The sequence below is a fragment of the Burkholderia sp. AU27893 genome, from assembly GCF_002223205.1.
In the GTDB taxonomy this organism is placed as follows: Bacteria; Pseudomonadota; Gammaproteobacteria; order Burkholderiales; family Burkholderiaceae; genus Burkholderia.
In genome coordinates, this window is sequence record NZ_NKFD01000002.1 from 720,533 (window position 1) to 747,050 (window position 26,518).

The window sequence follows — 26,518 nt, forward strand, 5'->3', positions numbered from 1 at the left end:
GTTCAGTCGATGCGGTTCAGGCTCGCGAAATCCGCGCCGCGCGCGACGAGATCGACGAGCAGCGGCGACGGCTTCCAGAACAGCGGATCTTCCTTCGCGAACGCGCGGATATCGGCGAGCACGTTCGCGAGGCCGACCGTGTCCGCGTAATGCATCGGGCCGCCGCGATAGCGCGGGAAGCCGTAGCCGTGCAGGAACACCGCATCGACATCGAGCGGGCGCAGCGCGATCTTCTCGTGCACGACGTTCGCGCCTTCGTTGATCATCGCGGCGAGGTAGCGGCGCAGGATCTCGTCGTCGGTGAACGTGCGCGGCGTGACGCCCTTCTTCGCGCGTTCTTCCGCGACGATCGCCTCGACTTCCGGGTCCGGCGTGCCGACACGCGCGCCGTCCGGATACAGGTAGTAGCCGCGCGCGGTCTTCTGGCCGAACCAGCCGCGCTCGCACAGCCGGTCGGAAATTTCCACGTAGCGCGCACGCGGGTCGCGTGTCGCCGCGCGGCGCTTGCGGGTCGCCCAGCCGATGTCGCCGCCCGCGAGGTCGACGACCTGGAACGGCCCCATCGGGAAGCCGAATTCGCGCACCGCGCGATCGATCTGGTACGGCGACGCGCCGTCTTCCATCAGGGTGTCGGCCGCCGTGCGATAGACCGCGAGGATCCGGTTGCCGATGAAGCCGTCGCACACGCCCGCGCGCACCGGCGTCTTCTTCAGCTGCTTCGCCAGCGCGAACGCGGTCGCGACGACGTCCGCGCTCACGCGCGCCGGCACGACGATCTCGAGCAGCTTCATCACGTTGGCCGGCGAGAAGAAATGCAGGCCGATCACGTCGGCCGGCCGGTCGATGCTGGCGGCCAGCGCGTCGATGTCGAGATACGACGTGTTGGTCGCGAGCACCGCGCCCGGCTTGCACACGCGCGCGAGTTCGGCGAACACGGCCTGCTTGACGGCCATGTCCTCGAATACGGCCTCGATCACGACGTCGGCCTGCGCGAGCGCGTCGTACGACGTGCTGCCCTTGAAGCGTGCGAGCCGCGCCGCGTGTGCGGCCGGCGTCATCCGCCCTTTCGCGACGAGGCCGTCATATACCTTCTCGACGTGCGCCCGGCCACGTGCGAGCGATGCTTCGTCGCGTTCGATCATCGTCACCGGCAGCCCGGCGTCGAGCGCCGCGACCGCGATGCCCGCGCCCATCGTGCCGCCGCCGACCACGCCGATCCGCTCGACCGGCCGCACGCTCGCGCGCCGCGCCTCGGGTGCCTTCGCCGCTTCGCGCTCCGCGAAGAACGCATGCACGAGGCCCGCGCGCTGCGGGCTGTCGATGCACTGCAGGAACAGGCTGCGCTCGAGCTTCATCCCCGCGTCGAACGACTGCGTGAGCGCTGCCTCGACCGCGTCGACGATCTTCGCCGGCGAGAACAGGCCACGCGATTTCTTCGGCAATTCCGCGCGCGCCGCATCGATCGCGGCCTGCGCGGCCACGCGATCGGCGAGCCCCCGCGCATCGCGCGTGCGGCGCACCGGCGCGCCGAGCGACACGAGTTCCTGCGCGTACGCGAGGCCTTCGGCGAGCGTGTCGTCGCTGTGCGCGACGCGGTCGACGAGGCCCAGCACGAGCGCTTCGTCCGCGCTCACATGACGCCCGGTCAGCATCAGGTCGAGCGCGGCCTTCGCACCGATCAGGCGCGGCGCGCGCTGCGTGCCGCCCGCGCCGGGCAGCAGGCCGAGCGTGACTTCGGGCAGCCCGAGCTTCGTGCCGGGTACCGCGAGCCGGTAATGCGCGGCGAGCGCGACTTCGAGGCCGCCGCCGAGCGTCGCGCCGTGCAGCGCGACCACGACCGGCTTCGTGCCCGATTCGATCCGCTCGCATACATCCGGCAGCGACGGCGGCACGATCGGCTTGCCGAATTCGCGGATGTCGGCGCCCGCGATGAAGTTGCGGCCGGCGCCGACGATCAGCACCGCGCGGATCGCGTCGTCGGCGTGCGCCGCGTCGAGGGCGTCGGCGAGGCCGCGCCGCACCTCGGCGGACAGCGCGTTGACGGGCGGATGGTCGATCGTGACGACGAGCACCTTGTCGCGCCGTTCGCGCGTGACGGTGCCGGCCGGGCTGGCGGGGGAAGCGGGTGAATTCATCGTGTCTCCTTGACGCGGCGGCGGGTGCGTCGACGCCGGTTCGTGGCTCACGGCCACGCGAGCGGCGCCGGGGCACAGGCCCCGGTCCCGCACGAAGCGGGACAAGATCCGGCCGTATGCCGGGCATGACCTGATTCTCGATTGATCTAGATTCATTGACAATTCCCTTCCGCTTTTACAAGCTGTCAAGTCTGACTTGACATTGAGTGCGTCCGACCATTAAACGGGACGGATCAGGAGACGCGACGCATGGACCTGAACGCGCTGACGCTGCTCGTCGAGATCCTCGATGCCGGCAATCTCAGCAAGGCCGCGCAGCGGCTCAAGATGAGCCGCGCAAACGTCAGCTACCGGCTGAACCAGCTCGAGCGCTCGATCGGCCAGCAGCTCGTGCGGCGCACGACGCGGCGCATCGAGCCGACCGAGATCGGGTTGAAGCTGTACGAGCACGGCCGGCGCATCCGCAACGAACTGCTCGCCGCGCAGGAATCGGTGACGACGCTCGGCCAGGACCTGCAGGGCCGCGTGCGGCTGTCGGTGCCGAGCGGCTACGGGCAGATGGTGATGTCCGACTGGCTGCTCGCGTTCAAGCGGCTGCATCCGGGCATCGTGCTCGACGTCGTGTTCGAGAACCGCGTGGAAGACCTGATGCGCGACGAGATCGACATCGCGGTGCGCGTGATGCCGGAGCCGCCGCAGAACCTCGTCGCGCGCGACATGGGCGCGGTGCGCTACGTCGCGTGCGCGTCGGCCGCCTTCGCGGCCGAGCACGGGATGCCGGCGAGCCTCGGCGCGTTGTCGGCCGCCCCCGTCGTCACCGCGACGGTGATGGGCCGGCAGCTCAGGATCGCCGCGTATCTCGGCGACGAGCGCCACGAGGTGCTGCTCGAGCCCACGCTGGTTTCGGAGAACTTCCTGTTCCTGCGGCAGGCGATCCTCGGCGGGATCGGCGTCGGCATCGTGCCCGACTACGTGGTGCAGGACGACATCCGGCGCGGCACGGTCGTCACGTCGCTCGACGCGTACCGGCTCAGCATCTTCGGCACGCACATGTACATGCTCTACATGCCGAACCGGCACCACACGCGCGCGACGTCGACGTTCATAGAGTTCATCCTCGAACAGGCCGGAAAGACCGGCCGGGGCGGGCCCGGCGCGCTGCGTCAGGGTTTCCTGTCGGGTGACAAGCCGCCGGGCGCGCGGCGACAATAGCGCGCCGGGGCGGGCAGCCGCGTTGCGCCGGCACCGTCGCCTCCTTCGAATTCACTGCTGCCGAGGGTTCAATGTTCGACCGGATTCGTCCGCATTCGCGCTCCTGGACGCTGCTCGCCGCCGTCGCGCTCGTCGCGTTCAACGCCGGCTGCACGTCCCCGTCCACGCCGCCGTCGGGTGCGGTGGTGCCCGTCGCCGCCGCCTCGGGCGCCGCCGTGCCGCTGCCCGGCTTCCACGCGCCCGAGTTGTCGTCCGGCTGGACCGACAAGCCGGGCTGGACCTCGCAGCACGTCATGATCGCCGCCGCGAACCCGCTCGCGACGCAGGCCGGCTTCGACATGCTGAAGGCCGGCGGCACCGCGATCGACGCGGCGATCGCCACGCAGATGGTGCTCGCGCTCGTCGAGCCGCAATCGTCGGGGATCGGCGGCGGCGCGTTCATGCTGTACTTCGACGGCAAGGCAACGCAGGCCTACGACGGCCGCGAAACCGCGCCGGCCGCTGCCACCGACCGCCTGTTCTACGGGCCGACCGGCCAGCCGATGAGCTTCTACGAAGGTGTCGTCGGCGGGCGCTCGGTCGGCACGCCGGGCGTGCTGCGCATGCTCGACGCCGCGCATCGCGCGCACGGCAAGCTGCCGTGGCGCCGGCTGTTCCAGCCGGCGATCCGGCTCGCCGAGCACGGCTTCACGATCAGCCCGCGGCTCGCGGCACTGATCGCCAATGACAAGTACCTGAGGAACGACCCGGCCGCCCGTGCGTACTTCTACAACCCGGACGGCACGCCGAAGGCGGCCGGCACGGTGCTGAAGAACCCCGCACTCGCGACCGTGCTGCGCCAGGTCGCCGACCGCGGCGCGAACGCGTTCTACAGCGGCGCGATCGCGCGCGACATCGTCACGAAGGTGCGCAAGCACCCGACCAACCCGGGCCTGCTGTCGCTGCAGGATCTCGCGCGCTACAAGGCGAAGGTGCGTGCGCCGCTGTGCGCCGACTACCGACGCTCGGTCGTGTGCGGGATGCCGCCGCCGTCGTCGGGCGGCCTCGCGATCGCGCAGATGCTCGGCATCCTCGAAGCGATGCCCGACTGGCAGCAGATCGGCGCGCAGAAGCCGGTGCGCAACGACGTCGGCTACGAGCCGACCCCGTTCGCCGCGCACCTGTTCAGCGAAGCCGGGCGCCTCGCGTATGCGGACCGCGCGCGCTATGTCGCCGATCCCGATTTCGTGCCGCTGCCGGGCGGCAGCTGGGCGAGCCTCATCGACAAGACCTATCTCGCGCAGCGCGCGCACCTGATCGGCGACAGCAGCATGGGCGTCGCGCAGGCCGGCACGCCGCAGGGCGCGACGCTCGCGATGGCCGACGACCGCAGCCCCGAGCTGCCGTCGACGTCCGACATCGCGATCGTCGACCGCTACGGCCAGGCGCTGTCGATGACGACCAGCATCGAGGACGCGTTCGGTTCGCGGCTGATGGTGCGCGGCTTCATGCTGAACAACCAGCTCACCGATTTCTCGTTCGTGTCGAACGACAACGGCCGGCCGGTCGCGAACCGCGTGCAGGCCGGCAAGCGGCCGCGCTCGGCGATGTCGCCGGAGCTGGTGTTCGACAAGAAGACGAAGCAGGTGACGATGATCGTCGGCTCGGCCGGCGGCCCCGCGATCATCAATCACGTCACGAAGACGCTGGTCGGCGTGCTCGACTGGGGGATGACGATGCAGCAGGCGATCGCGCTGCCGAACTTCGGGTCGATGAACGGGCCGACGCAGCTCGAACGCGGCCGCGTGTCGGAGGCGCTTGCCGACGGGCTGAAGGGCCGCGGGCACGACGTGCAGATCGTCGAGATGAACTCGGGGCTGCAGGGGATCCAGCGGCTGAACGTGCAGGGGCAGACGGTGTGGTTCGGCGGCGCGGATCCGCGGCGCGAAGGCATGGCGATGGGGGAATGAGGGCGATGAGCGACAACTTCACGTGGCTGATCGACCCAGCGGTTTCACTCGATGCAGCGCCTGCGCAAGCGCAGAGAATGATCGCGTGGCTGCAGGCAGCAGGCATCGTCGGCACGGCGACGCGCGTCGGTGACCTGTATCGCGAATGGGGCAAGACCTGCGGGCTCAAGGAAAGCCATCTGACGGCCATCGACCGAACCGGTTACCCACCCGGCCCGCATCATGCGAACGCCTGCGACGCGCGCGCGAATTTGCCGCCGTCAATCCCGAACTGGCTGGAGGTCGCCGTGGAGCGCCGCATCTTCGATGCCGGGGGGAACGGCCTCGAAATTTTCTGCCGGGCGTGCAACGCGGAGCAGACCGCACTCGGCGACGCATGGGGTGATGCATTTTCCGACTGGTTCAAGGGTGACGATGCGGCTCCGCTCGTATGCGGCGCGTGCGGACATCGGCAGGCCGTGACGCAGTGGCGCTACGACCCGCCGTGGGCCTTCGGCAATCTCGGCTTCAATTTCCAGAACTGGCTGCTGAGCGATGCGTTCATCGCCGAATTCACCGCCGCGTATGGCCAGCCGCTGGCGGTCGTGCACCAGCACATCTGAGCACTGCGCGCTGCGTCAACCACGCCCCTTCCACGGCACGATCCGCCGCTCGACCCATCGCATCGCGAGATCGAACAGCCACGCGATCGCGCCGATGATCAGGATCCCCATCACGACGATGTCGGTGCGCAGGAAGCTCGACGCGTTGAGCACCATCTGCCCGAGCCCGGCGGTCGCGGCGACCATCTCGGCCGCGACGAGCGTCGTCCAGCCGAAGCCGATCGCGATCCGCAGCCCGGTGAGAATCTCCGGCAACGCGGCCGGCAGCACGACGTGGCGCACGATCTGCGCGAAACTGCCGCCGAGCGAATACGCGGCGTTGATCTGCTCGATCGTCGCGGCACGCACGCCGGCGCGCGCGGCCATCGCGATCGGGGCAAAGCACGCGAGGAAGATCACGACGAGCTTCGCCGTTTCATCGATGCCGAACCAGATCACGACGAGCGGCAGGTACGCGAGCGGCGGCAGCGGTCGGTAGAACTCCAGCAGCGGATCGAGCACGCCGCGTGCAATGCGGCTCACGCCCATCAGGATGCCGGCCGGCACGCCGATCGCGGTTGCGAGCAGGAACGCGCCGAACACGCGCGCGGCGCTCCACAGCAGGTGTTCGGATAAAGGCAGCCCACCCTGGATGCGACCATGCCAGGCATCGACGAATGCCGTCCAAACGGCTTCCGGCGAGGGCAGGAACAGCGGCGGCAGCCACTGACGATGCGTGGCAACCCACCACAGCACGGCCAGCACCGCGACCGTCGCCGTACTCAAGGCCGCCGTCTTCCCCTCCCCCGGCAACCGGTAGCGGCGCGACGACGGCGCACGACGCTCCGCCGCCCGAATCCGCGTGCGGTCGCCCTGCTCGAAACCTGCAGCCGTTCCGTCGGCCGCCCACGAATCCCGGGTGCTCATGCTGTCCTGCCTGTGCAAAGTGCTGATCCGACCGCGTCCGACCGACGCGCCGTGTCGCGCGAGTTCATGCATCACGCGGCCGCCTCGGCCGCTTCGTCGCGATGCAGGTACGCGATCAGCCGCTCGCGCCACGCGATGAAATCCGGTGACGATTTCACCGCACGCGCATCGCGCGATTCGACATAGCGGCGCGCGAACGGCAGCTCGAAGGTTTCCGCGATCCGGCCGGGGCCGGGCGTCATCACGACGAGACGCGTCGCGAGGAACAGCGCCTCCTCGACATCATGCGTGATGAAGAACACGGTCTTGCCGGTGCGCGCCCACACGTCGAGCACGAGCGCCTGCATCGTGCCGCGCGTCATCGCATCGAGCGCGCCCATCGGTTCGTCCATCAGCAGCACGCGCGGGTCGCTCGCGAGCGCGCGCGCAATGCCGACACGCTGCTGCATCCCGCCCGACAGCTCGTACACGCGCGCATGCGCATGACCGTCGAGCCCGACCAGCGCGAGCATCTCCCGCGCCCGCGCTTCACGCTCGGCCTTCGACACGCGCGCGAAGCGCAGCCCGAGCGCGACGTTGTCGAGCACGTCGAGCCACGGCAGCAGCGCGTACTTCTGGAACACGACGCCGCGATCGGCGCCGGGGCCCGTGACCGGCACATCGTCGACCCGCACCTCGCCGGTCGTCGGCGCGACGAAGCCGGCCATGCAGTTCAGCAATGTCGTCTTGCCGCACCCGGACGCGCCGAGCGCGACGACGAATTCACCGGCATCGATGCGCAGGTCGACGCGCGCGAGCGCCTGCGTCGTCGGCCTGCCGCGCTCGCCCGGATAGGCGACCGATACCTGACGGACTTCCAGCGTGCTCATGATCGAAGGGCTCCGCGACGAGTGGGCTGAGTGGCCGCGCTCAGCGCGCGGCCTTCTGCACGAACTGCGGATCGACGCCGGCCGAATAGTCGGCGAGCACCGTCTGGATCGTGCCCTGCGATTTGAGGAAGGTGGCCGTCGCTGCCAGCGACTTCGCGGCGCCCGATTGCGCACCGCCGCCGAGCCACGTCGGCGATGCCTGCTCGGCCGCCGTCGGGAACGCATAGAGCGCGAGGCTGGCCGGCACGTCCTGTGCGTTCGCGCCCGAGACCTTCGCGACCGCCGCGACCTGCGGCGAGCCGACCTTCCAAGCCGCCGCATGCGCGCGGTAGTCGGCATCGGCCGCCGCGAGCACCTTCACGAAGCGCGTGACGAACTCGGGGTTCTCGCGCGCGAACTTGCGGCTCACGACGAAGCCGTCGAAGGTCGCCTTGCCACTTTCTTTCGCAACCTGGCCCGATGTCGTCAGCACGGTGCCCGACTGCTTGACCTTCGCGAGCACCGGATCCCAGATGTAGGTCGCGTCGATGTCGCCGCGCGCCCACGCCGCCGCGACTTCGGGCGGACGCAGGTTGACGATCTTCACGTCGTTCGGATTGACGCCCGCGGCCTGCAGCGCGACGAGCGTGTGGAAATGCGACGTCGACACGAACGGCACGCCGATCTTCTTGCCCTTCAGCGATGCGATGTTCGTCACGCCCGAGCCGTTGCGCGCGACGAGCGCCTCGGCGTCGTTGATGTTGTCGAGCACCCAGAACAGCGAGATGTCGAGCCCTTGCGACAGCCCGGCCGCGATCGGGCTCGAGCCGGCTTCGCCGAGCTGCACGGAGCCCGACGCGAGCGCGCGGATCACGTCGGCGCCGCTGTCGAGCTTGCGGAACGTGACCTTGTAGCCGGTCGCCTTTTCGACTTCACCGCTCGCCTGCGCGTAGCGCCACGGCACCACCATGTCCTGGTACGCGATCACGACTTCGCGCGTTTCGGCGTGCGCCGCGCCGAGCGCGGCAAAGGCGGTCAGCGCGACGACGGCGCGGCGGATGAAGCTGAAACGGGACATGCGGCTCTCCTTCGGAATGCGGGCATTGCTGCGGGAGAGCCGACTATAGGAGCTTTACGCGCGGTGGGAGCGAACTTATCCTGCGAAGCTATCGATGCCGTTTCAGCTTTGCTTTCCACGCTCGACCGGATTGCGCGTCCGGTCGGGTGGCGATTGTCGTGCGGGGACGCGGAACGCGTGCGTCAGCGTTCGCCTGTCCCGCGTCGCACCGGTCTGCCGAGATACCTGCCCGCTTGCTCGGTCTGCGGGTGCTCGAAAGCGTCTTCGAGATCGTCGAGCTCCCGTACCGTCAAACCGATATCCGCCAATTGACCGACGCGCCGCCAGCTCTGGACGGCATCGAACACGACGCCCAGCACGTCAAGCGCCTGGTCACGCGTCAACGAAAAATGACCGCAGGCATCGAGCAGCATGCCAATCGAATCGATCGGACCCGTATCCTCGGTTAGCCACGTCTTCGATTCGCGCAGCTTGCCGGGCATCGGATTGACGTCGAAAGCCGGTGCCAACCGCCATCGTCGATTGCCGTCGTAAAGGAAGCCGAGATTCTGCAGATGGTCGTCAGTGTTCGTGATAAGGAGGTTGAACACGAGACGCCGCCAGAGCTCGCGCGCATCATCGAGCGGCCGGGCGCCATGCTGGCGCATCGCATCGACGATCTCCGTATAGGCGTGCTCATCGTCACGGGACGCCTGCAGCATCGACGCGGCTGACAGATACGGAATACGAAGATCGTCGCCGGTGCGGTCGAACCGTTCGATGAGCGCAACGGGCGTCTCGCCCACCATCACGCATCGCGCGCCCGCCGCATCGATACCGGCCATGCGAGCGAGACGCAGTGCCAACACCTCGGCTCGCGTGACGTTGATCGTATCCCCGATGCTGGGAAACTTGCCGATGGCGAGCCTGCCGTTCTCGTCCAGCACCGTGCATTTCGGGCGCATACCACCCAGCGACGTACCCTTGCCCTGCAGATAGCTCAGATCGGCGGCCGTGTCGGTGCCCGCCTCGAGCGCGCGCGTGGCATCGGCGATCCGCTCGAGTTCGATGAAAGGTGGCGTGGTCCGCCGCCCGCCCTCCTCGGTCCGCAAATACCGGCCCGAACGACACAGCCTCAGTGCACCAACCCGGCTGAAGTCATCGACCGCACACAAATAATCCAGCTCGTTGAGTGGCCTGAGGTCGGGCTGGGTTCGACGCAGCTTGGCGTGCGCTCGATCGATGACGCGTCTCCCCCATGCATCGGGCTCCGTATCGGCGAGCGCGAAGTGAAAGACCGAATCCACCGCGCGCGGTGCGCGGCGGGTCTGATAGCCAGCGTGCAGCGGCAGATCCGGCGATATCTCGAAGCGATCGGGATGCGTCAACCAGCGCTCGTCATAGACGAACTGGGACAATTCGCGCCGCCCTTGACTCACATAGAGCAAGCGCCCGACCGGCAACCCGGCCGTGCCGATGTGCAAGTCCAGTGCGTCGCTGACATCCGGTTTGATCGCTTTACCGTTCATTCGCTGCTCAAAATGCGTGGGGGCTCTTCTTGGGCGTGCGAACCCGTTGGGGCAGTTGCTCGTCCATCAGCGCGAGCCCGACGTCGTCCTGTGCACTGTCGAGCAGATCGCTCAGCCGGTCGAGCTCACCGAACACCTGAAGCACGCGCGCAAGCACATGCAGTTGCATGCGCGGATCACCGGCCTCCAGTCGCTTGATCGTGCTGAGTCCTGCTCCGACACGCTCGGCCAACGCCTGCTGCGTCAACCCTCGCCGACGCCGGGCACGATTGATGTCACCACCCAGTTTCTTGAGCGTACGCTGCGCGATGACGGGCAAAGGTCGCTCAACCTTACGGCTCTCAACCGAGCCTTTATCTGACTTAATGGTTTCCATGAGACCCATTATAAGTCGACACTGCAGGATCTCAAGGCGAGCACCCATTAAGAGCCCCAACGAGAACCATTAACCTTTATAACAGCTCTCATCGGATACCTTAAAGGGCATTCATTGATGGGCAATACGCTACCGCACCCAACGCGGGCACCGTCAACAGCGGGACTCTGACGTGTCGCGTAGTCCAACACTTCGTCGTCGCATACATCATCGACGGCACCCATCCGGCACACAATTCGGCCCTTTGGCCACGCTCCGCGTCCGCGCCAACAAAAAGCCCGCATCGCTGCGGGCTTCTTTTGGTTTCGCCGGAAGACGACGAAGCAACGGTGCTCAGACCACCCCGGCCCCATGCGCCTGCAGATCGGCGTGATAGCTCGAGCGCACCATCGCGCCGACGGCCGCGTGCGTGAAGCCCATCTTGTACGCCTCTTCCTCGTACATCTTGAAGGTATCGGGATGCACGTACGCCCGCACCGGCAGGTGGTGCTCGGACGGCTGCAGGTACTGGCCGATCGTCAGCATGTCGACGTCATGCGCGCGCAGGTCGCGCATCACCTGCAGGATTTCCTCTTCGGTTTCGCCGAGGCCGACCATCAGGCCCGACTTCGTCGCGACGTCCGGATGCAGCGCCTTGAAGTCCTTCAGCAGCTTCAGCGAATGCGCGTAGTCCGAACCCGGGCGCGCTTCCTTGTACAGGCGCGGCACCGTTTCGAGGTTGTGGTTCATCACGTCCGGCGGCGCGGCGTTCAGGATCGAGATCGCGCGGTCGAGGCGGCCGCGGAAGTCCGGCGTCAGGATCTCGATGCGCGTTTCCGGCGACTGCTCGCGCACTTCGCGGATGCACTCGACGAAGTGGCCGGCGCCGCCGTCACGCAGGTCGTCGCGGTCGACGCTCGTGATCACCACGTACTTGAGCTTCAGCGCGCCGATCGTGCGCGCGAGGTTCTTCGGCTCGTCCGGATCCAGCGGATCGGGGCGGCCGTGGCCGACGTCGCAGAACGGGCAGCGGCGCGTGCACTTGTCGCCCATGATCATGAACGTCGCGGTGCCCTTGCCGAAGCACTCGCCGATGTTCGGGCAGCTCGCTTCCTCGCACACCGTATGCAGGTTGTGCTCGCGCAGGATCGTCTTGATCTCGTTGAAGCGCGAGCTGCCGGTGGCCGCCTTCACGCGGATCCACTCGGGCTTCTTCAGCTTCTCGATCGGAATGACCTTGATCGGGATGCGCGCCGTCTTCGCCTGCGCCTTCTGCTTGGCGGTCGGATCGTAGGCAGGGGTCGCGGCCGAATCGGCCGGTGCGGGGGAAGCGGTAACGTCAGTCATTCGAATGTTGTTCCAGTGCCTGCGGCTTGTCGGCGGCCGCGGATGCGCCGTCGAGGTTGGCGATCAGACGGCGCACCAGCGTGTGCGCGACGTCGTTCCAGTCGGCGGCAACCTCGAGGCTCGCCATGTCGACAGTTTCCAGTCCGGCATAGCCGCACGGGTTGATCGCAAGAAACGGGCGCAGATCCATCTTCACGTTCAGGCTCAGCCCGTGATAGCTGCAGCCGTTGCGGATCTTCAGGCCGAGGGCCGCGATTTTCGCGCCCTCGTGCGCGCCGGACGCCACGTAGATCCCGGGCGCGCCCGCCTTGCGGACCGAAGCGAGATTATACGCCGCGAGGGTTTCGATCACGGCCTCCTCGATCTTCGTCACCAGCGTGCGCACCATCAGCTTGCGCCGGCGCAGATCCAGCAGCAGGTACGCGACGATCTGGCCGGGGCCGTGGTAAGTGATTTGCCCGCCGCGGTCGACCTTCACGAGCGGCACGCCGCTGTCGGCCACCAGCAGGTGGGCCGGGTCGCCGGCCTGGCCGAGCGTGTAGACGGGCGGGTGCTCGACCAGCCAGATCTCGTCGCCGGTGTCGGCCGTGCGCGTGTCGGTGAACGCGCGCATCGCGTCGAAGCTCGCCTCGTAGGTCTCGACGCCCCGCCACCGCACGGTGACCGGCGGGGCCGGCTGATCCGGGGACCCGGCGGGCGATGCGGAAGCGGCAACAGGCGTGGACACGATGGAAACCGGCGAAACGGACATGGGCGGTAGTTTACCGAAAACCCGTGGGTCTCGCCGGCCTGGGGAGGGGGACGGATCGCCGGTATCCGTCGGAGGAAATGATGGTCAGACGGTGCGCCAGCCGTTGTGAAGCAGCGCGGACAGGCGTTCACGCAGCCGTGCCAGCCCGCCGAGCGCGACCTCCCGGGGCGGCCGCGATACCGAGAACGCCACGCACGTGCCCTCCCGGCCTTCCGCGCTGAGCCACAGCCGCTCGCCGCGGCGCAGCTTCAGCGACTCGCCGTCGACCAGGAAGTAGTCGTCGACGTCGTTGCTGCGCGTCGCCCACACCGGCCCGCGCTGGACGATCAGCCGCGTGCTGCGTTGTACCTTCATCGGCACGGTTTCGCCCGCGGGGATTTCGAACGTGATGCTTGAAGAAATTTCTTGCATGATCGACTCCGCCAAAAAGTGCTTCGATGGCTACAATCGTAGTCACTTCAAGGCATCGGACAAAACGACCAATTTTCACGTCGATGTGAGGAAAATTAGCAAATGGACCTCCGCCAGCTACCTGCGCTGAACGCGATTCGCGCGTTCGAAGCCGCCGCCCGTCACGAGAATTTCTCGCGCGCCGCCGACGAGCTGTTCGTCACGCACGGCGCGGTCAGCCACCAGGTACGCGCACTCGAGGAGGAGCTCGGCGTGCAGTTGTTCACGCGCAACGGCAAGCGGCTGTGCCTGACCGACGCCGGCATGCGCTACGCGCAGCAGATCCGCACCGCACTGATGGTGATCGCCGACGCGACCCGCGACGTGCGCGCGAGCGACCGCGACCGGCGGCTCGTGGTGTCGATGCTGTCGTCGTTCGCCGCGCGCTTCATCACGCCGCGCATCGGCACGTTCATCGAGCGGCACCCGGAAATCGACGTCGAGCTGCAGTCGACCAACTCGCTCACCGATTTCGCGCGCGACGACGTCGACATCGCGATCCGCTTCGGTCAAGGCAACTATCCGGGGCTGCACGTCGAGCCGCTGTTCGACGAGGTGTTCTTTCCGGCGTGCGCGCCGACGCTGAACGGCGGCAAGCTGCCGCAAACCCCCGCGGATCTCGTGCACTACAACCTGCTGCGCTCGGACGACGAGCTGTGGCGGCCGTGGTTCGACGCGGCCGGGCTCAAGACGCTGACCGAGCCGAAACGGGGGATTCTGTACCAGGATTCGTCGAACCTGCTGCTGGCCGCGATCGACGGCCAGGGCATCGCGCTGGTGCGCCGCTCGCTCGCGGTGCACGACCTGCTCGACGGGCGCATCGTGCGCCTGTTCGACATCGACGGGCCGAGCCCGTGGCACTATTTTTTCGTGTGTCCGCCGCCGCTCGTGAACACGCCGCGCGTGCAGGCGTTCAGGACCTGGCTGCTTCAGGAAGTCGCCGAATACAAGCGGCTGTGCGACGAGCTGGACGCGCGGCGCGCGGCGGGGAAGACCCCCGCCGAGTGCGCGCAGGAAGGAGGATGGAAGGCGCTTAGAGTACGACCTTGACCATCGGGTGGCCGGTCAGTGCGCGGTAGATGTTGTCGAGCTGTTCCTGGCTCGTCGCCCGCACGGTGATCGTGAGGCCCGTGTAATTACCGCCGCTCGACGCGCGCTCCTCGATCTTCTCGACGTCGATCTCGTTGTCGTGAACGGCGACGACCTTGAAGATCGTGTCCTTGAACTCGGGGTGCGCCTTGCCCATGATCTTGATCGGGAAATCGCACGGGAACTCCAGCAGCGACTCCTTCCGGGTATCGATTGCGCCTGTCACCTCGATGGTTTTGGTCGGTTCGCTCATCATTTGCTCCGGGTTAGGTCAAACTGTTCAAACTCGCGCGCTTTCGCGCGCTGGTACGCGTCGTACAACGCCGCGAATACGGGGCCCGGCTTGCCGCCGTGCACGGGCAGATCGTCGAGCGACGTGACGGGCAGCACTTCCTTCGTGGCCGACGTGATCATGATTTCGTCGGCTGCGCGCAACTCCACTTCGCTGATCTCGCGTGCGACGAACGGGATCTCGCATTCGTCCGCCAGTTCCTCGATCAGCGCGTAGCGGATCCCCTCGAGGATCTTGTTGCTGCGCGGCGGCGCGAGCAGCTCGCCGTTCTTCACGATCCACACGTTCGACGACGAGCCTTCCGTCAGGTTGCCGTCGCGCAGCTGCAGCGTCTCGAACGCATCGCGCTCGGCCGCATGCTGCGCCATCAGCACGTTGCCGAGCAGCGAGATCGACTTGATGTCGCAATGCAGCCAGCGACGATCCTCGGCCGTCACGCAGCGCACGCCCTTCGCGCGCTCCTCTTCCGACGGCAGGCGCAGCGGGCTCGTCATCGCGAACACCGTCGGCACCGCGTTCGCCGGGAACGCGTGGCCGCGCTTCGCGACACCGCGCGTCACCTGCAGGTAGACGAGCGCGTTGCCCTCGCCGAGCGCTTCGGCATTCGCCGCGACCACCCGCTCGATCAACGCCCGCCAGCCCGCGTCGTCGTGCGGGCTCGTGATGCCGATCTTCTTCAGGCTGCGCTCGAGCCGTGCCAGATGCTGCTCGATCCGGAACGGCACGTGCGCGCCGTCGTGCGCATAAACGGGGACAACTTCATACACGCCGTCGCCGAAGATGAACCCGCGGTCGAGCACCGGTACACGGGCTTCCGACAGCGGCACCATTTCCTCCTGCGACGAGACGCTGAGGTAGACGATCGGTTCGAATTCGGCTTGGCTCATAGCTATGTCAGATGGGGATGAAGTCGCGAAAACAAAGGCCCGTCGTGCTTACTTCTTCTTGCTGAACATCAGCAGGATCGAGTCCCAGATACGCCCGAAGATACCCGCTTCCGGCACGGCCTGCAGTGCGACGACCGGGAATTCCGACAGCGTCTTGCCGTCGGCGACGATCTTCACGGTGCCGACCTGCTGGCCTTCCGCGAGCGGCGCGATCAGCGGCGCGTTGACGTCGACTTCCGTCTTGATCTTGTCGCCGAGGCCGCGCGGCACGGTCGCCCACTGGTCGGCCTTCACGCCGACCTGCACGGTGTTGTCCTTGCCCTTGTAGATGCGCGGCGTCGACATCGCCTGGCCGCCCTTGAACAGGCGCACCGAATCGAACGCGCTGTAGCCGTAGTTCAGCATCTTCATGCTGTCCTGCGTGCGCTCGCTTTCCTTCTGCTCGCCCATCATCACCGACACCAGGCGGCGCTGGCCGTCCACGCCCGGGATCGCGCGCTTCGCCGACGCGATCAGGCAGTAGCCGGCCGCTTGCGTATGGCCCGTCTTCAGGCCGTCGACCGTCGGGTCGAGCCACAGCAGGCGGTTGCGGTTGCCCTGGCGGATGTTGTTGTACTTGAATTCCTTCTCCGAGAAGATGCTGTAGTACTGCGGAAAATCGCGGATCAGGTGGGCGGACAGCTTCGCGAGGTCGCCGGCCGTGGTGTAGTGGTTCGGGTCGGGCATGCCGTTCACGTCGGCGAAGTGCGTGCCCTTCATGCCGAGGCGCTGCGCCTCGTCGTTCATCAGCGTGACGAACTGCCCTTCGCTGCCGCCGACGAGTTCGGCCAGCGCGATCGCGGCGTCGTTGCCCGACTGGATGATCATCCCGTACACGAGGTCATGCACCGACACCGGCTTGTTCGCCTCGATGAACATGCGCGACTCGTCGCGGCCGACGCGGCGCACGGCCTCGCTCGGCGTGACGATCTGCTCCATCGAGATCTTCTTCTTGTCGAGCGCCTCGAACACGAGGTAGGCGGTCATCAGCTTCGTCAGCGACGCGGGCTCGACGCGTTCATCGGCATTGCCCGACGCGAGCACCGTGTTGCTGGTCGCATCGACGAGCACCCACGAGCGCGCGTTCACGCCCGGCGGCGGCACCGCGCCCGGCATGTAGGTCGCGGGCGCGCCGGTGAACTGCTCGGCGGCGGCCGGCGCCGCATGCGCGGCCTTGGCCTTGGCGGCCGGCTTCGCCTCGGCAACGACGATCGTCGATGCGAGCGCGACGGGCAGCATCACGCCGAGCGCGACGTTGCGCGCGGCGGTGCCGAAGGCGATGGAGGAAGCGAGGGACTTGAGGCCTTGGGGAGACAGACGCATGATCGATTCAGGCTGATGGCAGAAAGTGCGGTGCGAAACGCGCAGGGTTGAACGGCAAGGCGGCGGGCGTTTCGGGCACTCGCCCGAGATCGTCGGGCGACGCGAAACGCGCCGGTTGGACTCGTGCGGACGCGTTCGGTTCGCGGCCGTCGCGAGCGGGCGGACAGGCGGCGAAACGAGCGCCGCAATGCGCCCAGCCGGGCCGCGGGCGACGCGGAATCCGGCCATTATACGTGGGCGCGCAGCGCGTTTTCGCGAACCTGGCGCCGGACAGTTGCGCATCCGCATCGGGCGCGGGGTGACGACAAGCTGCCCGTCATCGCACACGAAGGGGCGCGAAAGGCATGCGCAGGCGAGGCGGAAGTGAGGCGGCGCCGCACGGCGCGGCGCGATGTCGCGTGGGGGAACGCGCGTCCGGCGCGTGCCAGGAGATCCTGGGTGAGACGCGACGCGGGTGCCGGCGTTACGCCCGCACCCGCGCACTGGCTAGCGCCACGCGTCGACGATGATGCGCTTCAGCACGTGCAGCTTGCGATGCAGGAAATGCTCGGCGCCGGGGATCACGACCACCGGCAGTTCCTGCGGCCGCGCCCAGTCGTACACGGAAGCGATCGGCACCGTGTCGTCGGTTTCGCCGTGGATCACGAGCGTGTTCTCCGGCACGTCGGCCACCTGCCAGCGGCTCGCGGCCGTGCCGACGAACACCATCCGCTCGATCGTCTCGCCCGCGTCGCGCAGCCGCTTCGCGACGTGCGACAGCACGAAGGTGCCGAACGAGAAGCCGGCGAGCACGAGCGGCAGGTCCGCATACGCGGGCTGCGCGCGCATGTGCGCGAGCACCGCGAGCAGGTCGTCGGCTTCGCCGGTGCCGTTGTCGTGCACGCCTTCGGTCGCACCGACGCCGCGGAAGTTCGACCGGAACACGACGTAGTTCAGCTGCACGAGCGTGCGCGCGAGGGTTTGCGCGACCTTGTTGTCCATCGTGCCGCCGAACAGCGGATGCGGATGCGCGACGAGCGCGATGCCGCGCGGGGCGGCGCCGTTTTCGCGCACGGCGTCGGGGAGGTCGACGGCGATTTCGATCTGCCCGACCGGGCCCGCGATCAGCGACTTCTGCGTATGAACGTTCATTGCGCCGGCCCGCTCAGATCTTCAGGCGGTCGACGACCTTGCCGTCGCGCAGGTGCGATTCGACGATCTCGTCGATGTCGGCCTGGTCGACGTACGTGTACCACGTGCCTTCCGGATACACGACCATCACGGGCCCTTCCTCGCAGCGGTCGAGGCAGCCGGCCTTGTTGATGCGGACCTTGCCGGGCCCCGCGAGGCCGAGTTCCTTCACGCGCTTTTTCGCGTATTCCTGCATGGTCTGCGCGTCGCATTGCGCGCAGCTCGGGCGTTCGGCGCCCGGTTCGCGCTGGTTCAGGCAGAAGAAGACGTGGTGCTGGTAGTAGGAATCCATGATGGTGACGAGCGGCGCGGCGCGAGGCCGTGCGGAAAGAGGAGCGGTTGCCGCCGCGCGGGGCAGCGGCGGGTTCGGACGATTATAGCGACCGGCGCACGCCGCTGCCTGCGATACCGCCGCCGCGCCACATCGGCCCCCGCGTCAGCGGCGCAGCACGGCCGGCAGCCACGCATGCTCGACGCGCTGGCCGAGCCAGATCAGCGCCGCGTAGGGCCAGATCCATGCGAGCCAGCGCGCGAGGCTGTTGAAGTGCACGTAGCGGCCCTGCCGCCAGCCCGACAGCGTGAAGTCGAAGAACGGATTGACCGGCAGCAGGTTCACGAGCGCCACGCCGGCCAGCAGCGCGAGCACCGCAAGCGTCGCGCGCCAGGTCGCCGGCACGTGCAGCGCAACAAGCGCGGCCGCGAACCCGAGCTCGATCCCGAGCCGCGCGCCGGGCGTCGCCCACACGACGACGAGGCCGGTGGCCGACTGCATGAAGGTCGCGGCCGCCTTCAGCACGAGCGTCGCGACGACGAGCGCGATCAGGAGCCGGATGCGCGGCGCGCGCGGCCGCATCGCGAGCGACGCGATCGTCAGCGCGGCGAACAGCATCAACCCGCCGAGCGCGGCTTCCCAACCGGAGTCGGACAGCCAGCCGTCGACGCGCTCCGGCCATTCGCCCACGCGCCACGCGGCCGGCAGCCACGCGAGCAGCGCGTCCTGCATCGATACGTCGGCGCGCTCCCACAGCGCGGCCGGCCAGTCGCCGATGCCGAACAGGAACGGCGACGGAAACAGGATCGCGAACGGCCACAGCCCGGCGAGCAGCAGCGGCGTCGCGCCGTCGTCCTCGAACCACGCGAAGCGCAGCCGGCGCAGCGCGCCGCGATCGAGCAGCGCACCGGTGGCCGGCGCGACGAGCGCCGCGCCCAGCAGCGCGCCGAGCGCGTTGGCCGCGAGATCGAGATTCGACGCGACGCGCGTCGGTAGGTAGGTTTGCAGCGCTTCCATCGTGCCCGACAGCAGCACGCCGAGCCCGGCCGCGATCAGCGTCGCGGCCACGCCGCGCCAGCGCGGGTGCAGCGCGAGCACGGCAAGCGCGCCGAACGGCATGTAGCCGAGCACGTTCGTGACCACGTCGAATGCGGTCACGTAGCGCTGCATCGGCGCGAACAGGTAGTCGAACGGCCCGATGCCGAGCGACATCCAGCCTGAGAACGGATACAGCGATGCGTAGACGACGAGGGCCGCGTAAGCGGCAAAGGCCTGCCGCGCGAGCGGCGATGCGCGAGGGGTGCCGGTCGCGCTCATCGCGGCTGCACGGCACGCGTCACGGCGTGCCCGCGTACGCCTGCATGCCGACCCACGCGGCGATCTGCGACACGAGCTGGTCGCTCGCCGTCGCGAGCGCGCGGGCGCCGCCCGCCGCGTCCGGCGTGCTGGACGGCGCGCGTGCCACGAACGTGCGCTGGCCGAGCACCTTGCCGTCCAGCATCAGCGTCGCGCGCGCGGTCACGGCGCCGTGGCTCTGCGACTGGCCGTCGAACACCTGTTCGAATTCGTTCAGGTCGACCTTGAGCGTCGGCGCGCGCACGCCGTCGGAGCCTTCGAGCACCGTGCCGCGCGACGACAGCGCGCCGCGCAGCCGCTGCGTGAGCAGTTGCGCGGGCGGTGCGGTCCAGCGGCTGTCGCGATAGACGGCCACGTGCTGCGCGTCCACGTACGCGAGGCGGTACGCGAATTTGTCGGAGTCGAGCGCGTCGGGCGCGGCGACGTCGAGCACCTTCAGCGCGGGGCCCGGGCCTGCGGTCACGACCGACGTGGCCGGCCCGAGGTCGTAGCGGACATTCGACAGCACCGCGCTGTTGCCGGCGCAGCCGGCCGCGAGCGACAGCGTCAGCACGGCGAGCGCGGCCGCGGCGGGACGCAGCGCGCGGTCAAGGATTCGTGGCATGGCGTGTTCCTGCATGATGTTTCCGGTTTCGATGGGTATTACTGCCCGGCCGTCGCACCCGGCCAGACGAAGCCGGGCTCGCCGGGCCCCGGCGCCGCGCCGGGCGAACCGAACAACAGACTGCGCGGATTGCGGCCAAGTTCACCGGCCACGTCCTTCAATTGCCGCGAGGCGTCGCCGACGCTGCCGGCGAGCGCGTTGAAACGCGGCAGCGTGTCGTACTGCACACGCGCGTTGAGGCCGTTCAGCGCGACGCTGATCTGCTCGGCGGCCGTGCCGGCCTTGTTCAGGTTCGACGCGAGCGGCCCATTCGGCTGCAGCAGCGTGTTCGCCGACGCCATCGCGCGATTCACCTCGTGCATCGTTTCCGGCAGCGCGGTGACCGCCGGGCCGAGCTGCTTCGTCAGCGTGGCGGCGCCATCGGCCGCGTGCTGCAGGCTTTCGGCGGTCGCACGCAGTTGCTCGCGCATCTCGGGCGACATCAGCGCATTCGCGCTCTTCGCGGCCAGTTCGAGCTGCCGCAGCAGCACGTCGCCGCGCTCCTGGATCTGGTCGAACAGGCTCGGCCGCATCGGGATCTGCGCGATCGCCTTCGTCGACGACGGCAGCGGCGCCAGATCGCGACCCGTGTCCTCGAGCTGCACGAACGCGATGCCCGTCACGCCCTGGAAGCCGAGGCTGCCGTAGGTCGACTGCGTGATCGGCGCGTCGTGATCGACGAGGATCCGGATCCGGATCTGACCCGGGTGCGCGCGATCGAAGCCGATCGACTGCACCTTGCCGACGTCGAGGCCGCGAAAGCGCACGGCCGCGTCCGGGAACAGCCCCGTCACGTTGGTGCGCGCGAGCAGGTCGTACGGCACGCGCACGGTGCGGTCGACGTTGAACCAGAACACGGTGCCCGCGATCGCGAGCGTCAGCGCGATCGTGAACAGGCCGGCCCAGAACGCATGTGATTTGTTTTCCATTCGCGGATTCCTTCGTGCCTACAGCTCGACGCTCGACAGCGCCGGTTCGAGGGCCGCCTTCGGCAGCTTCGCGCGCCGCTCGGGCGGCAGCGCCTGCAATGCGCGGCGCCCGCGCAGCCCCAGGAAATATTCGTGGATGAACGGATGGTCGACATTCGCGGCCTCCTCGACCGGCGCGGCGACCAGCACCTTGCGATCGGCCAGCACCGCGACGCGCGTCGACAGCGCGACCATCGTGTCGAGATCGTGCGTCACCATCACGACGGTCAGCCCGAGCGTGCGGTGCAGCGTCGCGATCAGCTCGACGAATTCGTCCGACGCCTGCGGATCGAGGCCGGCCGTCGGCTCGTCGAGGAACAGCAGCTCGGGCTCGAGCGCGATCGCGCGTGCGATGCCCACCCGCTTGACCATCCCGCCCGACAGCGCGGCCGGCATCTTCGACGCGTGCTTGCACGGCAGCCCGACCATCTCGAGCTTCAGCATCACGATGTCGTGCAGCAGGTCCGGCGGCACGCGGCCGAGCTCGCGCAGCGGCTGCGCGACGTTGTCGAACACCGTCATCGACGAGAACAGCGCGCCCTGCTGGAACAGCATCCCGGAGCGCGTGCGCATCATCCGCGCGCTCGCGTCGTCGATCGTCGCCGTGTCCTCGCCGAATACCTTGATCGTGCCCGACGTCGGCCGCTCGAGGCCGAGGATCTGCCGCACGAGCGTGGTCTTGCCCGAGCCCGAGCCGCCGACGATCGACACGATCTCGCCGCGCCGCACGTCGAAGTCGAGCTTCTGGTGAACGATGTTGCGCCCGTAGCGCTTGGTCAGGTTGCGCACCTCGATCACGAGGTCGCCGCCGTCGGTCGCCGCGGCCGGCCCGTTGCCCACCGACCCGGCGCCGATGGCCGCGGCGTGCACGGTCGTTTCGTTCGATGCGTTCATCCGAGCCCCACGTTCTGGAACAGGATCGCGAACACCGCGTCGGCGAGGATCACGACCGTGATCGACGTCACGACCGACGTGGTCGTGCCTTCGCCAAGGCTCTGCGAGTTCGCCTTGATCCGGAAGCCGAAATGGCAGGCGACCAGCGCGATCAGCATGCCGAACACGACGCCCTTGCCGACCCCGATGTACAGGTTCGCGATCGGCACGACGCCCGGCAGCGAGCGCACGAAATAGTTGACGTCGATGCCGAGCACGAGCTTCGCGGCAAGCGCGCCGCCCGTCAGCGCGATGATGTTGGTCCACATCACGAGCAGCGGCATCGCTATACCGAGCGCGAGCACGCGCGGCAGGATCAGCCGCAGCCCGTGCGGGATGCCCATCACGCGCATCGCGTCGAGCTCCTCGGTCACACGCATCACGCCGATCTGCGCGGTGATCGCCGAGCCCGAGCGGCCGGCAACGAGAATCGCCGACAGCACCGGGCCGAGCTCGCGGATCACCGACAGCCCGAGGATGTTCACGATGTAGCGGTTCGCGCCGAACATCTGCAGCTGCTGCGCGGACAGGTAGCTGAGCACGATGCCGATCAGGAACGCGACGAGCGCGGTGATCGGCAGCGCCTGCGCGCCGGCGCTGTAGATGTTCGCCGAGGTTTCCTTCCACGGCATCGTCTTCGGGCGGCGCAGCACCGACAGCGCATCAAGGATCACGAGGCCGAACATCGCGATACCGCCCTTCAGGTGTTCGCCGAACGCGAACAGCATGAAGCCGAGGCGCGTGATCGGGCCGAAGCGCACCACCCGCTCGGGCGCCTCGCGCGCGCTGTCGAGCCGCTCGATGCGCTCGAAGATCGTGCGCTGCGTGGTGCTCAGCGCGACGCCGGCCGGCAGCTTGCGGCCCCACACGCGCCACAGCGCCTGGCCGCCGACGTGGTCGAGCCGCTCGATGCCGGACAGATCCCATTCGCTCACGCGCCCGGATGCGATGCTCGCGATACGGCGCGCCACCGCGCCGCGATTGCGTGCAAGCGCGAGCGCGGTCCACTGGCCGGTCAGGCGCACCGTCTGGCCCTGGCCGCCGGCGTCGACCGACAGGCCGGGAGGAGTCTCGAAGTCCAAGGGCAGGTTGTTTGCAAAAAGGTGACAGCGGCCATTGTAGCGAACCGCCCGGCGACGCGACGTGAGGATTTCCGTGCGGCGCCCAGCCGCAGGCGACGGGCGGCGCGACTGGCCGGGAACCCCCGTCCGGGGGCTGCGTGGAAGCCGCCACCCCCGGGCCCGTTGCCGGCTTCGTCACCTTTCATTCTTCCGTCACGAATCCTTTCGATACTCTCACGCGCCGCACATCAGGCCGTCGGCGCCCCGCGCCGCCAATCGTTGCGACTCTCGCCTTTCATAAAACAGAACACCGAACAGGACAACCGATGCGTCTCCCCCTGCTTTCCCGCCGTCGCGTGCCGGCCATCGCCGCGCTCGCCAGCCTCGCCTTCATCCTTGCCGCCTGCGGCGGCGACGACGTCACCTCGCCGCCCGCGACGCCGCCGGCGGCGCAGGCGCCCGTCGGCACGACGGCCACGCTCGCCCTGCTCGAGACGACCGACCTGCACACCAACGTGCTGTCGTATGACTATTTCAAGCTCGCCGCCGACAACTCGCTCGGCTTCGAGCGCGTGTCGACGCTGATCGCGCAAGCGCGTGCGCAGTATCCGAACACGCTGCTGCTCGACAACGGCGACACGATCCAGGGCACCGCGCTGTCGGATTACCAGGCGCTCGTGAAGCCGGTCGGCTGCGACCAGACGCTCGCGATCTACAAGGTGATGAACGCGGCGAAATTCGACGGCGGCGGGATCGGCAACCACGAATTCAACTACGGGCTGCCGTACCTGTCGCAGGTGACCGGCAACACGTTCGAGGTCGACGGCCTGCCGGCGCCGGCCCAGCAGAAGAAGTGCGCGGGCCCGAACTTCCCGCAGGTGCTCGCGAACGTGATCAGCGCGAAGACCAACGCGCCGCTGTTCACGCCGTACACGATCCTGACCCGCACCGTGATCGCGACGACGCCGGACGGCAAGACGGTCAGCGCGCCCGTGAAGATCGGCATCATCGGCTTCACGCCGCCCGCGATCATGAACTGGGACAAGCGCTGGCTCGACGGCAAGGTCTATACGACCGGCCTGAAGGAAGCCGCCGAGAAGTACATTCCGGAGATGCGCGCAAAGGGCGCCGATCTCGTCGTCGCGATCTCGCACGGCGGCCTCGACAATTCCGCGTATTCGCCGACGATGGAGAACGGCAGCTGGTGGCTGTCGAAGGTGACCGGCATCGACGCGATGCTGATCGGCCACTCGCACCAGGTGTTCCCGGACGCGAACAGCACCGTGTCGCAGTTCAACCTGCCGGGCGTCGACAAGGTCAAGGGCACCGTCAACGGCGTGCCGACCGTGATGGCCAACTACTGGGGCAAGCACCTCGGCGTGATCAAGCTCGGCCTGAAGTTCGACGGCAAGACGTGGAGTGTCGACAAGTCGCAGACCACCGTCGAAGCGCGGCCGATCCAGAACGCCGACAAGAGCTACGTCGCGGCCGATCCGTCCGTGTCCGCCGCGATCGCCGCCGAGCACCAGGCGACGATCGACTACGTGAAGACGCCGATCGGCTCGACCGACTACCGGATGAACTCGTACTTCGCCGATGTCGGCGATCCGGGCGCGATCCAGATCGTCAACGAGGCGCAGGCCGACTACGTGAAGACCTACGTGCAGGCGAACCTGCCGCAATACGCGTCGCTGCCGGTGCTGTCGGTCAGCGCGCCGTTCAAGAGCGGCTTCGGCGGCGGCACCGACTACACCGACGTCGCGCCGGGCGCGCTCGCGATCAACAACGCGGCCGACCTGTACCTGTACCCGAACACCGTCTACGCGGTGAAGGTGAGCGGCGCCGACGTGAAGAACTGGCTCGAAACGGCCGCGAAGCGCTTCAACCGCATCGACCCGACCAAGGCGACCGTGCAGCCGCTCGTCAGCACGTTCCCCGGCTACAACTTCGACATGTTCACGTCGGCCGATCTCGCGTATGAAATCGACGTCACGCAGCCGGTCGGCAGCCGGATCAAGAACCTGACGTACAAGGGTGCGGCGATCGACCCGAACGCGCAGTTCATCGTCGCGACCAATAACTACCGCGCGAGCGGCGGCGGCAATTTCCCGGGCCTGGACGGCAGCAAGACGATCTTCGCGTCGCCCGACGCGAACCGCGACGTGCTGATCGCGTTCGTCAAGAAGCGCGGCGCGATCACACGCGCGGCCGACGGTGCACAGCGCAGCTGGCGCTTCACGAAGCTCGCGAGCTCGGTCGCGCACGTGCAGTTCGCGTCCGCGCCGAACCGCCTCGGCGACGCGGCGGCGGCCGGCCTGACCGGCATCACGCAGGTCGCGGCCGACGACGGCTCGGGCAAGAACCTCGCCACCTACGAAATCGACCTCACGCAATGAGACCCGCGATGCAACCGATCCGGACGATGCGGCCGGCCGAAACCGGCCTCGCCGCCGCCGCGCGGCGCCTGCTGCGCGCGAAACTCCCGCCGGCCGCGCTGCTCGCGGCGGCGGCCGTGACCGTCGCGGCCGTCGTCGCGGCAGCCGGCCTACGCGGCGCCGGCCCCGCGCCGAGCGCCGCGCAGCTCGACGAGTGGCAGGCGATGGTCACCCAGGCCACTGAGCCGCATGCGCTCGCGCAGTTGCGCACGCTGGCGCGCCGCGGCTCGGGCGACGCGCAGGCGGCGCTCGGCATCGCGCTCGTCGACGCGCGCGAACCGGGCTTGCGCGACGAGGGGCGCGGCTGGCTGGAAACGGCCGCGGCGGCAGACAGCAAGGCCGACGCGCCGGCCGCCCGGCGTGCGCAGCTCGCGCTCGGCAAGGCGTTGCTGCTCGGCAGCAGCGACATGCCGAAGGACTACGCACGCGCCCGCACGCTGCTCGGTGAAGCGGCCGCGCAGGGCGATCCGGCCGCCGCGTATTACCTCGGGCTGATCTATCGCAGCGGCTACGGCGTCGCCGCCGATCCCGTGCAGGCCGCGCACTGGTTCGACGTCGCGTCGCGCGCGGACATCCCGGCCGCGGACTTCATGCTCGCGAACGCGTACCGTGAAGGCAGCGGCGTGCCGCGCGACGAGGCGCACGCGCTGGCGCTGTATCGCCGCGCCGCCGAGCACGAGCTGCCGGAAGCCGTGCAGACGCTCGCGATGGCCTATCGCAACGGCGAGCTCGGGCTCAAGCCCGACGCGGACGAATTCCACGCGCAGTGGATCGAGACCGCGCACGCGCTGAAGCACCCGGTCGTCGCGCCGTAACGGTTCGTCCGCACGCACCGGCATCTCACCGGCTGCATGACGCGCATGCCCCGACGCCCCGCGCATCGATCACCCGGCAACGGAATCGATCGCGG

25 protein-coding genes are annotated in these 26,518 nt (G+C 68.4%); 6 read left to right on the plus strand and 19 right to left on the minus strand.

All coding sequences use genetic code 11. The features are described from left to right. Positions 1–2 precede the first annotated feature (2 nt). On the minus strand, positions 3–2,135 hold the full coding sequence (locus CFB47_RS16500) for a 3-hydroxyacyl-CoA dehydrogenase NAD-binding domain-containing protein (RefSeq protein WP_089461831.1): 2,133 nt from the start codon (positions 2,133–2,135) through the stop codon (positions 3–5). A gap of 249 nt (positions 2,136–2,384) precedes the next feature. Between CFB47_RS16500 and CFB47_RS16505 the strand changes: the two genes are divergently transcribed. The 3 genes from CFB47_RS16505 to CFB47_RS16515 all read left to right on the plus strand — a co-directional run bounded on the left by CFB47_RS16505 (position 2,385) and on the right by CFB47_RS16515 (position 5,898). Then, positions 2,385–3,347: a LysR family transcriptional regulator gene (locus CFB47_RS16505; protein WP_089461685.1), complete on the plus strand. Its 963-nt coding sequence runs from the start codon at positions 2,385–2,387 to the stop codon at positions 3,345–3,347. 71 nt (positions 3,348–3,418) lie between these two features. Then, the gene (gene ggt, locus CFB47_RS16510) at positions 3,419–5,296 is read left to right on the plus strand and encodes a gamma-glutamyltransferase (RefSeq protein WP_089461686.1); all 1,878 of its coding nucleotides are present in this window, start codon (positions 3,419–3,421) and stop codon (positions 5,294–5,296) included. Between the two features lie 5 nt (positions 5,297–5,301). Beyond that, a complete protein-coding gene (locus tag CFB47_RS16515; protein ID WP_089461687.1) occupies positions 5,302–5,898 on the plus strand; it encodes a hypothetical protein in 597 nt (198 codons plus the stop codon). 15 nt (positions 5,899–5,913) lie between these two features. On the opposite strand, the gene CFB47_RS16520 is transcribed toward CFB47_RS16515, so the two are convergent. The 8 genes from CFB47_RS16520 to CFB47_RS16555 all read right to left on the minus strand — a co-directional run bounded on the left by CFB47_RS16520 (position 5,914) and on the right by CFB47_RS16555 (position 13,102). Next, the gene (locus CFB47_RS16520; protein WP_089461688.1) at positions 5,914–6,876 is read right to left on the minus strand and encodes an ABC transporter permease subunit; all 963 of its coding nucleotides are present in this window, start codon (positions 6,874–6,876) and stop codon (positions 5,914–5,916) included. Continuing rightward, complete coding sequence (locus CFB47_RS16525; RefSeq protein ID WP_089456995.1) at positions 6,876–7,673, minus strand: taurine ABC transporter ATP-binding protein; 798 nt, start codon at positions 7,671–7,673, stop codon at positions 6,876–6,878. Before CFB47_RS16525 ends, CFB47_RS16520 begins: the two co-directional genes overlap by 1 nt. Before the next feature lie 40 nt (positions 7,674–7,713). Continuing rightward, on the minus strand, positions 7,714–8,730 hold the full coding sequence (gene tauA, locus CFB47_RS16530) for a taurine ABC transporter substrate-binding protein (protein WP_039346278.1): 1,017 nt from the start codon (positions 8,728–8,730) through the stop codon (positions 7,714–7,716). 182 nt (positions 8,731–8,912) lie between these two features. Then, positions 8,913–10,238, minus strand: a complete 1,326-nt coding sequence (locus tag CFB47_RS16535; protein WP_089461689.1) for a type II toxin-antitoxin system HipA family toxin — start codon at positions 10,236–10,238, stop codon at positions 8,913–8,915. Positions 10,239–10,245: 7 nt separating this feature from the next. Beyond that, entirely contained in the window at positions 10,246–10,614 is a 369-nt protein-coding gene (locus tag CFB47_RS16540; protein WP_179258953.1) for a helix-turn-helix domain-containing protein, read from the minus strand. A 333-nt stretch (positions 10,615–10,947) separates the two neighbouring features. After that, entirely contained in the window at positions 10,948–11,940 is a 993-nt protein-coding gene (lipA, locus tag CFB47_RS16545; protein ID WP_039346279.1) for a lipoyl synthase, read from the minus strand. Then, on the minus strand, positions 11,933–12,691 hold the full coding sequence (gene lipB, locus CFB47_RS16550) for a lipoyl(octanoyl) transferase LipB (RefSeq protein WP_089461690.1): 759 nt from the start codon (positions 12,689–12,691) through the stop codon (positions 11,933–11,935). Before lipB ends, lipA begins: the two co-directional genes overlap by 8 nt. A gap of 84 nt (positions 12,692–12,775) precedes the next feature. Then, a complete protein-coding gene (locus CFB47_RS16555; protein WP_089441334.1) occupies positions 12,776–13,102 on the minus strand; it encodes a DUF2917 domain-containing protein in 327 nt (108 codons plus the stop codon). 102 nt (positions 13,103–13,204) lie between these two features. On the opposite strand from CFB47_RS16555, the gene CFB47_RS16560 reads away from it, so the two are divergent. Next, positions 13,205–14,191, plus strand: coding sequence for a transcriptional regulator GcvA (locus tag CFB47_RS16560; RefSeq protein ID WP_089441104.1), 987 nt, complete (start codon positions 13,205–13,207; stop codon positions 14,189–14,191). Here CFB47_RS16560 and CFB47_RS16565 read toward each other — a convergent pair. From CFB47_RS16565 to CFB47_RS16610, 10 genes are all read right to left on the minus strand, one after another. Beyond that, entirely contained in the window at positions 14,175–14,483 is a 309-nt protein-coding gene (locus tag CFB47_RS16565) for a YbeD family protein (protein ID WP_011353335.1), read from the minus strand. The genes CFB47_RS16560 and CFB47_RS16565 overlap by 17 nt on opposite strands. Then, positions 14,483–15,409 (minus strand): D-amino acid aminotransferase, encoded by a 927-nt coding sequence (locus tag CFB47_RS16570; protein ID WP_089461691.1) that lies wholly within the window; start codon positions 15,407–15,409, stop codon positions 14,483–14,485. Before CFB47_RS16570 ends, CFB47_RS16565 begins: the two co-directional genes overlap by 1 nt. Before the next feature lie 48 nt (positions 15,410–15,457). Beyond that, a complete protein-coding gene (locus CFB47_RS16575; RefSeq protein WP_089461692.1) occupies positions 15,458–16,771 on the minus strand; it encodes a D-alanyl-D-alanine carboxypeptidase family protein in 1,314 nt (437 codons plus the stop codon). A 486-nt stretch (positions 16,772–17,257) separates the two neighbouring features. Further along, a complete protein-coding gene (locus CFB47_RS16580) occupies positions 17,258–17,902 on the minus strand; it encodes an alpha/beta hydrolase (protein WP_089457001.1) in 645 nt (214 codons plus the stop codon). A gap of 13 nt (positions 17,903–17,915) precedes the next feature. Further along, a complete protein-coding gene (locus CFB47_RS16585; RefSeq protein ID WP_011694422.1) occupies positions 17,916–18,233 on the minus strand; it encodes a ferredoxin in 318 nt (105 codons plus the stop codon). 144 nt (positions 18,234–18,377) lie between these two features. Then, positions 18,378–19,529, minus strand: a complete 1,152-nt coding sequence (locus CFB47_RS16590) for a VanZ family protein (RefSeq protein WP_089457002.1) — start codon at positions 19,527–19,529, stop codon at positions 18,378–18,380. Between the two features lie 19 nt (positions 19,530–19,548). After that, the gene (locus CFB47_RS16595; protein WP_089461833.1) at positions 19,549–20,172 is read right to left on the minus strand and encodes an ABC-type transport auxiliary lipoprotein family protein; all 624 of its coding nucleotides are present in this window, start codon (positions 20,170–20,172) and stop codon (positions 19,549–19,551) included. 38 nt (positions 20,173–20,210) lie between these two features. Next, positions 20,211–21,140, minus strand: a complete 930-nt coding sequence (locus tag CFB47_RS16600) for an MlaD family protein (RefSeq protein WP_089461693.1) — start codon at positions 21,138–21,140, stop codon at positions 20,211–20,213. 18 nt (positions 21,141–21,158) lie between these two features. Next, positions 21,159–22,073 carry an ABC transporter ATP-binding protein gene (locus CFB47_RS16605; RefSeq protein WP_089457004.1) on the minus strand — a complete coding sequence of 305 codons (915 nt, stop codon included), beginning with the start codon at positions 22,071–22,073 and terminating at the stop codon, positions 21,159–21,161. Then, entirely contained in the window at positions 22,070–23,194 is a 1,125-nt protein-coding gene (locus CFB47_RS16610) for an ABC transporter permease (protein ID WP_089441112.1), read from the minus strand. Before CFB47_RS16610 ends, CFB47_RS16605 begins: the two co-directional genes overlap by 4 nt. A gap of 305 nt (positions 23,195–23,499) precedes the next feature. On the opposite strand from CFB47_RS16610, the gene CFB47_RS16615 reads away from it, so the two are divergent. Continuing rightward, complete coding sequence (locus CFB47_RS16615; RefSeq protein ID WP_089461694.1) at positions 23,500–25,569, plus strand: bifunctional 2',3'-cyclic-nucleotide 2'-phosphodiesterase/3'-nucleotidase; 2,070 nt, start codon at positions 23,500–23,502, stop codon at positions 25,567–25,569. Positions 25,570–25,577: 8 nt separating this feature from the next. After that, the gene (locus CFB47_RS16620) at positions 25,578–26,423 is read left to right on the plus strand and encodes a tetratricopeptide repeat protein (protein ID WP_089461695.1); all 846 of its coding nucleotides are present in this window, start codon (positions 25,578–25,580) and stop codon (positions 26,421–26,423) included. Positions 26,424–26,518: the final 95 nt, after the last annotated feature.

Excerpts from the sequence above, each read along its gene's own strand:
- CFB47_RS16500 (WP_089461831.1), bottom strand. The coding sequence starts at position 2,135 with ATGAATTCACCCGCTTCCCCCGCCAGCCCGGCCGGCACCGTCACGCGC.
- CFB47_RS16505 (WP_089461685.1), top strand. The coding sequence starts at position 2,385 with ATGGACCTGAACGCGCTGACGCTGCTCGTCGAGATCCTCGATGCCGGC.
- ggt (WP_089461686.1), top strand. The coding sequence starts at position 3,419 with ATGTTCGACCGGATTCGTCCGCATTCGCGCTCCTGGACGCTGCTCGCC.
- CFB47_RS16515 (WP_089461687.1), top strand. The coding sequence starts at position 5,302 with ATGAGCGACAACTTCACGTGGCTGATCGACCCAGCGGTTTCACTCGAT.
- CFB47_RS16520 (WP_089461688.1), bottom strand. The coding sequence starts at position 6,876 with ATGCATGAACTCGCGCGACACGGCGCGTCGGTCGGACGCGGTCGGATC.
- CFB47_RS16525 (WP_089456995.1), bottom strand. The coding sequence starts at position 7,673 with ATGAGCACGCTGGAAGTCCGTCAGGTATCGGTCGCCTATCCGGGCGAG.
- tauA (WP_039346278.1), bottom strand. The coding sequence starts at position 8,730 with ATGTCCCGTTTCAGCTTCATCCGCCGCGCCGTCGTCGCGCTGACCGCC.
- CFB47_RS16535 (WP_089461689.1), bottom strand. The coding sequence starts at position 10,238 with ATGAACGGTAAAGCGATCAAACCGGATGTCAGCGACGCACTGGACTTG.
- CFB47_RS16540 (WP_179258953.1), bottom strand. The coding sequence starts at position 10,614 with ATGGAAACCATTAAGTCAGATAAAGGCTCGGTTGAGAGCCGTAAGGTT.
- lipA (WP_039346279.1), bottom strand. The coding sequence starts at position 11,940 with ATGACTGACGTTACCGCTTCCCCCGCACCGGCCGATTCGGCCGCGACC.
- lipB (WP_089461690.1), bottom strand. The coding sequence starts at position 12,691 with ATGTCCGTTTCGCCGGTTTCCATCGTGTCCACGCCTGTTGCCGCTTCC.
- CFB47_RS16555 (WP_089441334.1), bottom strand. The coding sequence starts at position 13,102 with ATGCAAGAAATTTCTTCAAGCATCACGTTCGAAATCCCCGCGGGCGAA.
- CFB47_RS16560 (WP_089441104.1), top strand. The coding sequence starts at position 13,205 with ATGGACCTCCGCCAGCTACCTGCGCTGAACGCGATTCGCGCGTTCGAA.
- CFB47_RS16565 (WP_011353335.1), bottom strand. The coding sequence starts at position 14,483 with ATGAGCGAACCGACCAAAACCATCGAGGTGACAGGCGCAATCGATACC.
- CFB47_RS16570 (WP_089461691.1), bottom strand. The coding sequence starts at position 15,409 with ATGAGCCAAGCCGAATTCGAACCGATCGTCTACCTCAGCGTCTCGTCG.
- CFB47_RS16575 (WP_089461692.1), bottom strand. The coding sequence starts at position 16,771 with ATGCGTCTGTCTCCCCAAGGCCTCAAGTCCCTCGCTTCCTCCATCGCC.
- CFB47_RS16580 (WP_089457001.1), bottom strand. The coding sequence starts at position 17,902 with ATGAACGTTCATACGCAGAAGTCGCTGATCGCGGGCCCGGTCGGGCAG.
- CFB47_RS16585 (WP_011694422.1), bottom strand. The coding sequence starts at position 18,233 with ATGGATTCCTACTACCAGCACCACGTCTTCTTCTGCCTGAACCAGCGC.
- CFB47_RS16590 (WP_089457002.1), bottom strand. The coding sequence starts at position 19,529 with ATGAGCGCGACCGGCACCCCTCGCGCATCGCCGCTCGCGCGGCAGGCC.
- CFB47_RS16595 (WP_089461833.1), bottom strand. The coding sequence starts at position 20,172 with ATGCCACGAATCCTTGACCGCGCGCTGCGTCCCGCCGCGGCCGCGCTC.
- CFB47_RS16600 (WP_089461693.1), bottom strand. The coding sequence starts at position 21,140 with ATGGAAAACAAATCACATGCGTTCTGGGCCGGCCTGTTCACGATCGCG.
- CFB47_RS16605 (WP_089457004.1), bottom strand. The coding sequence starts at position 22,073 with ATGAACGCATCGAACGAAACGACCGTGCACGCCGCGGCCATCGGCGCC.
- CFB47_RS16615 (WP_089461694.1), top strand. The coding sequence starts at position 23,500 with ATGCGTCTCCCCCTGCTTTCCCGCCGTCGCGTGCCGGCCATCGCCGCG.
- CFB47_RS16620 (WP_089461695.1), top strand. The coding sequence starts at position 25,578 with ATGCAACCGATCCGGACGATGCGGCCGGCCGAAACCGGCCTCGCCGCC.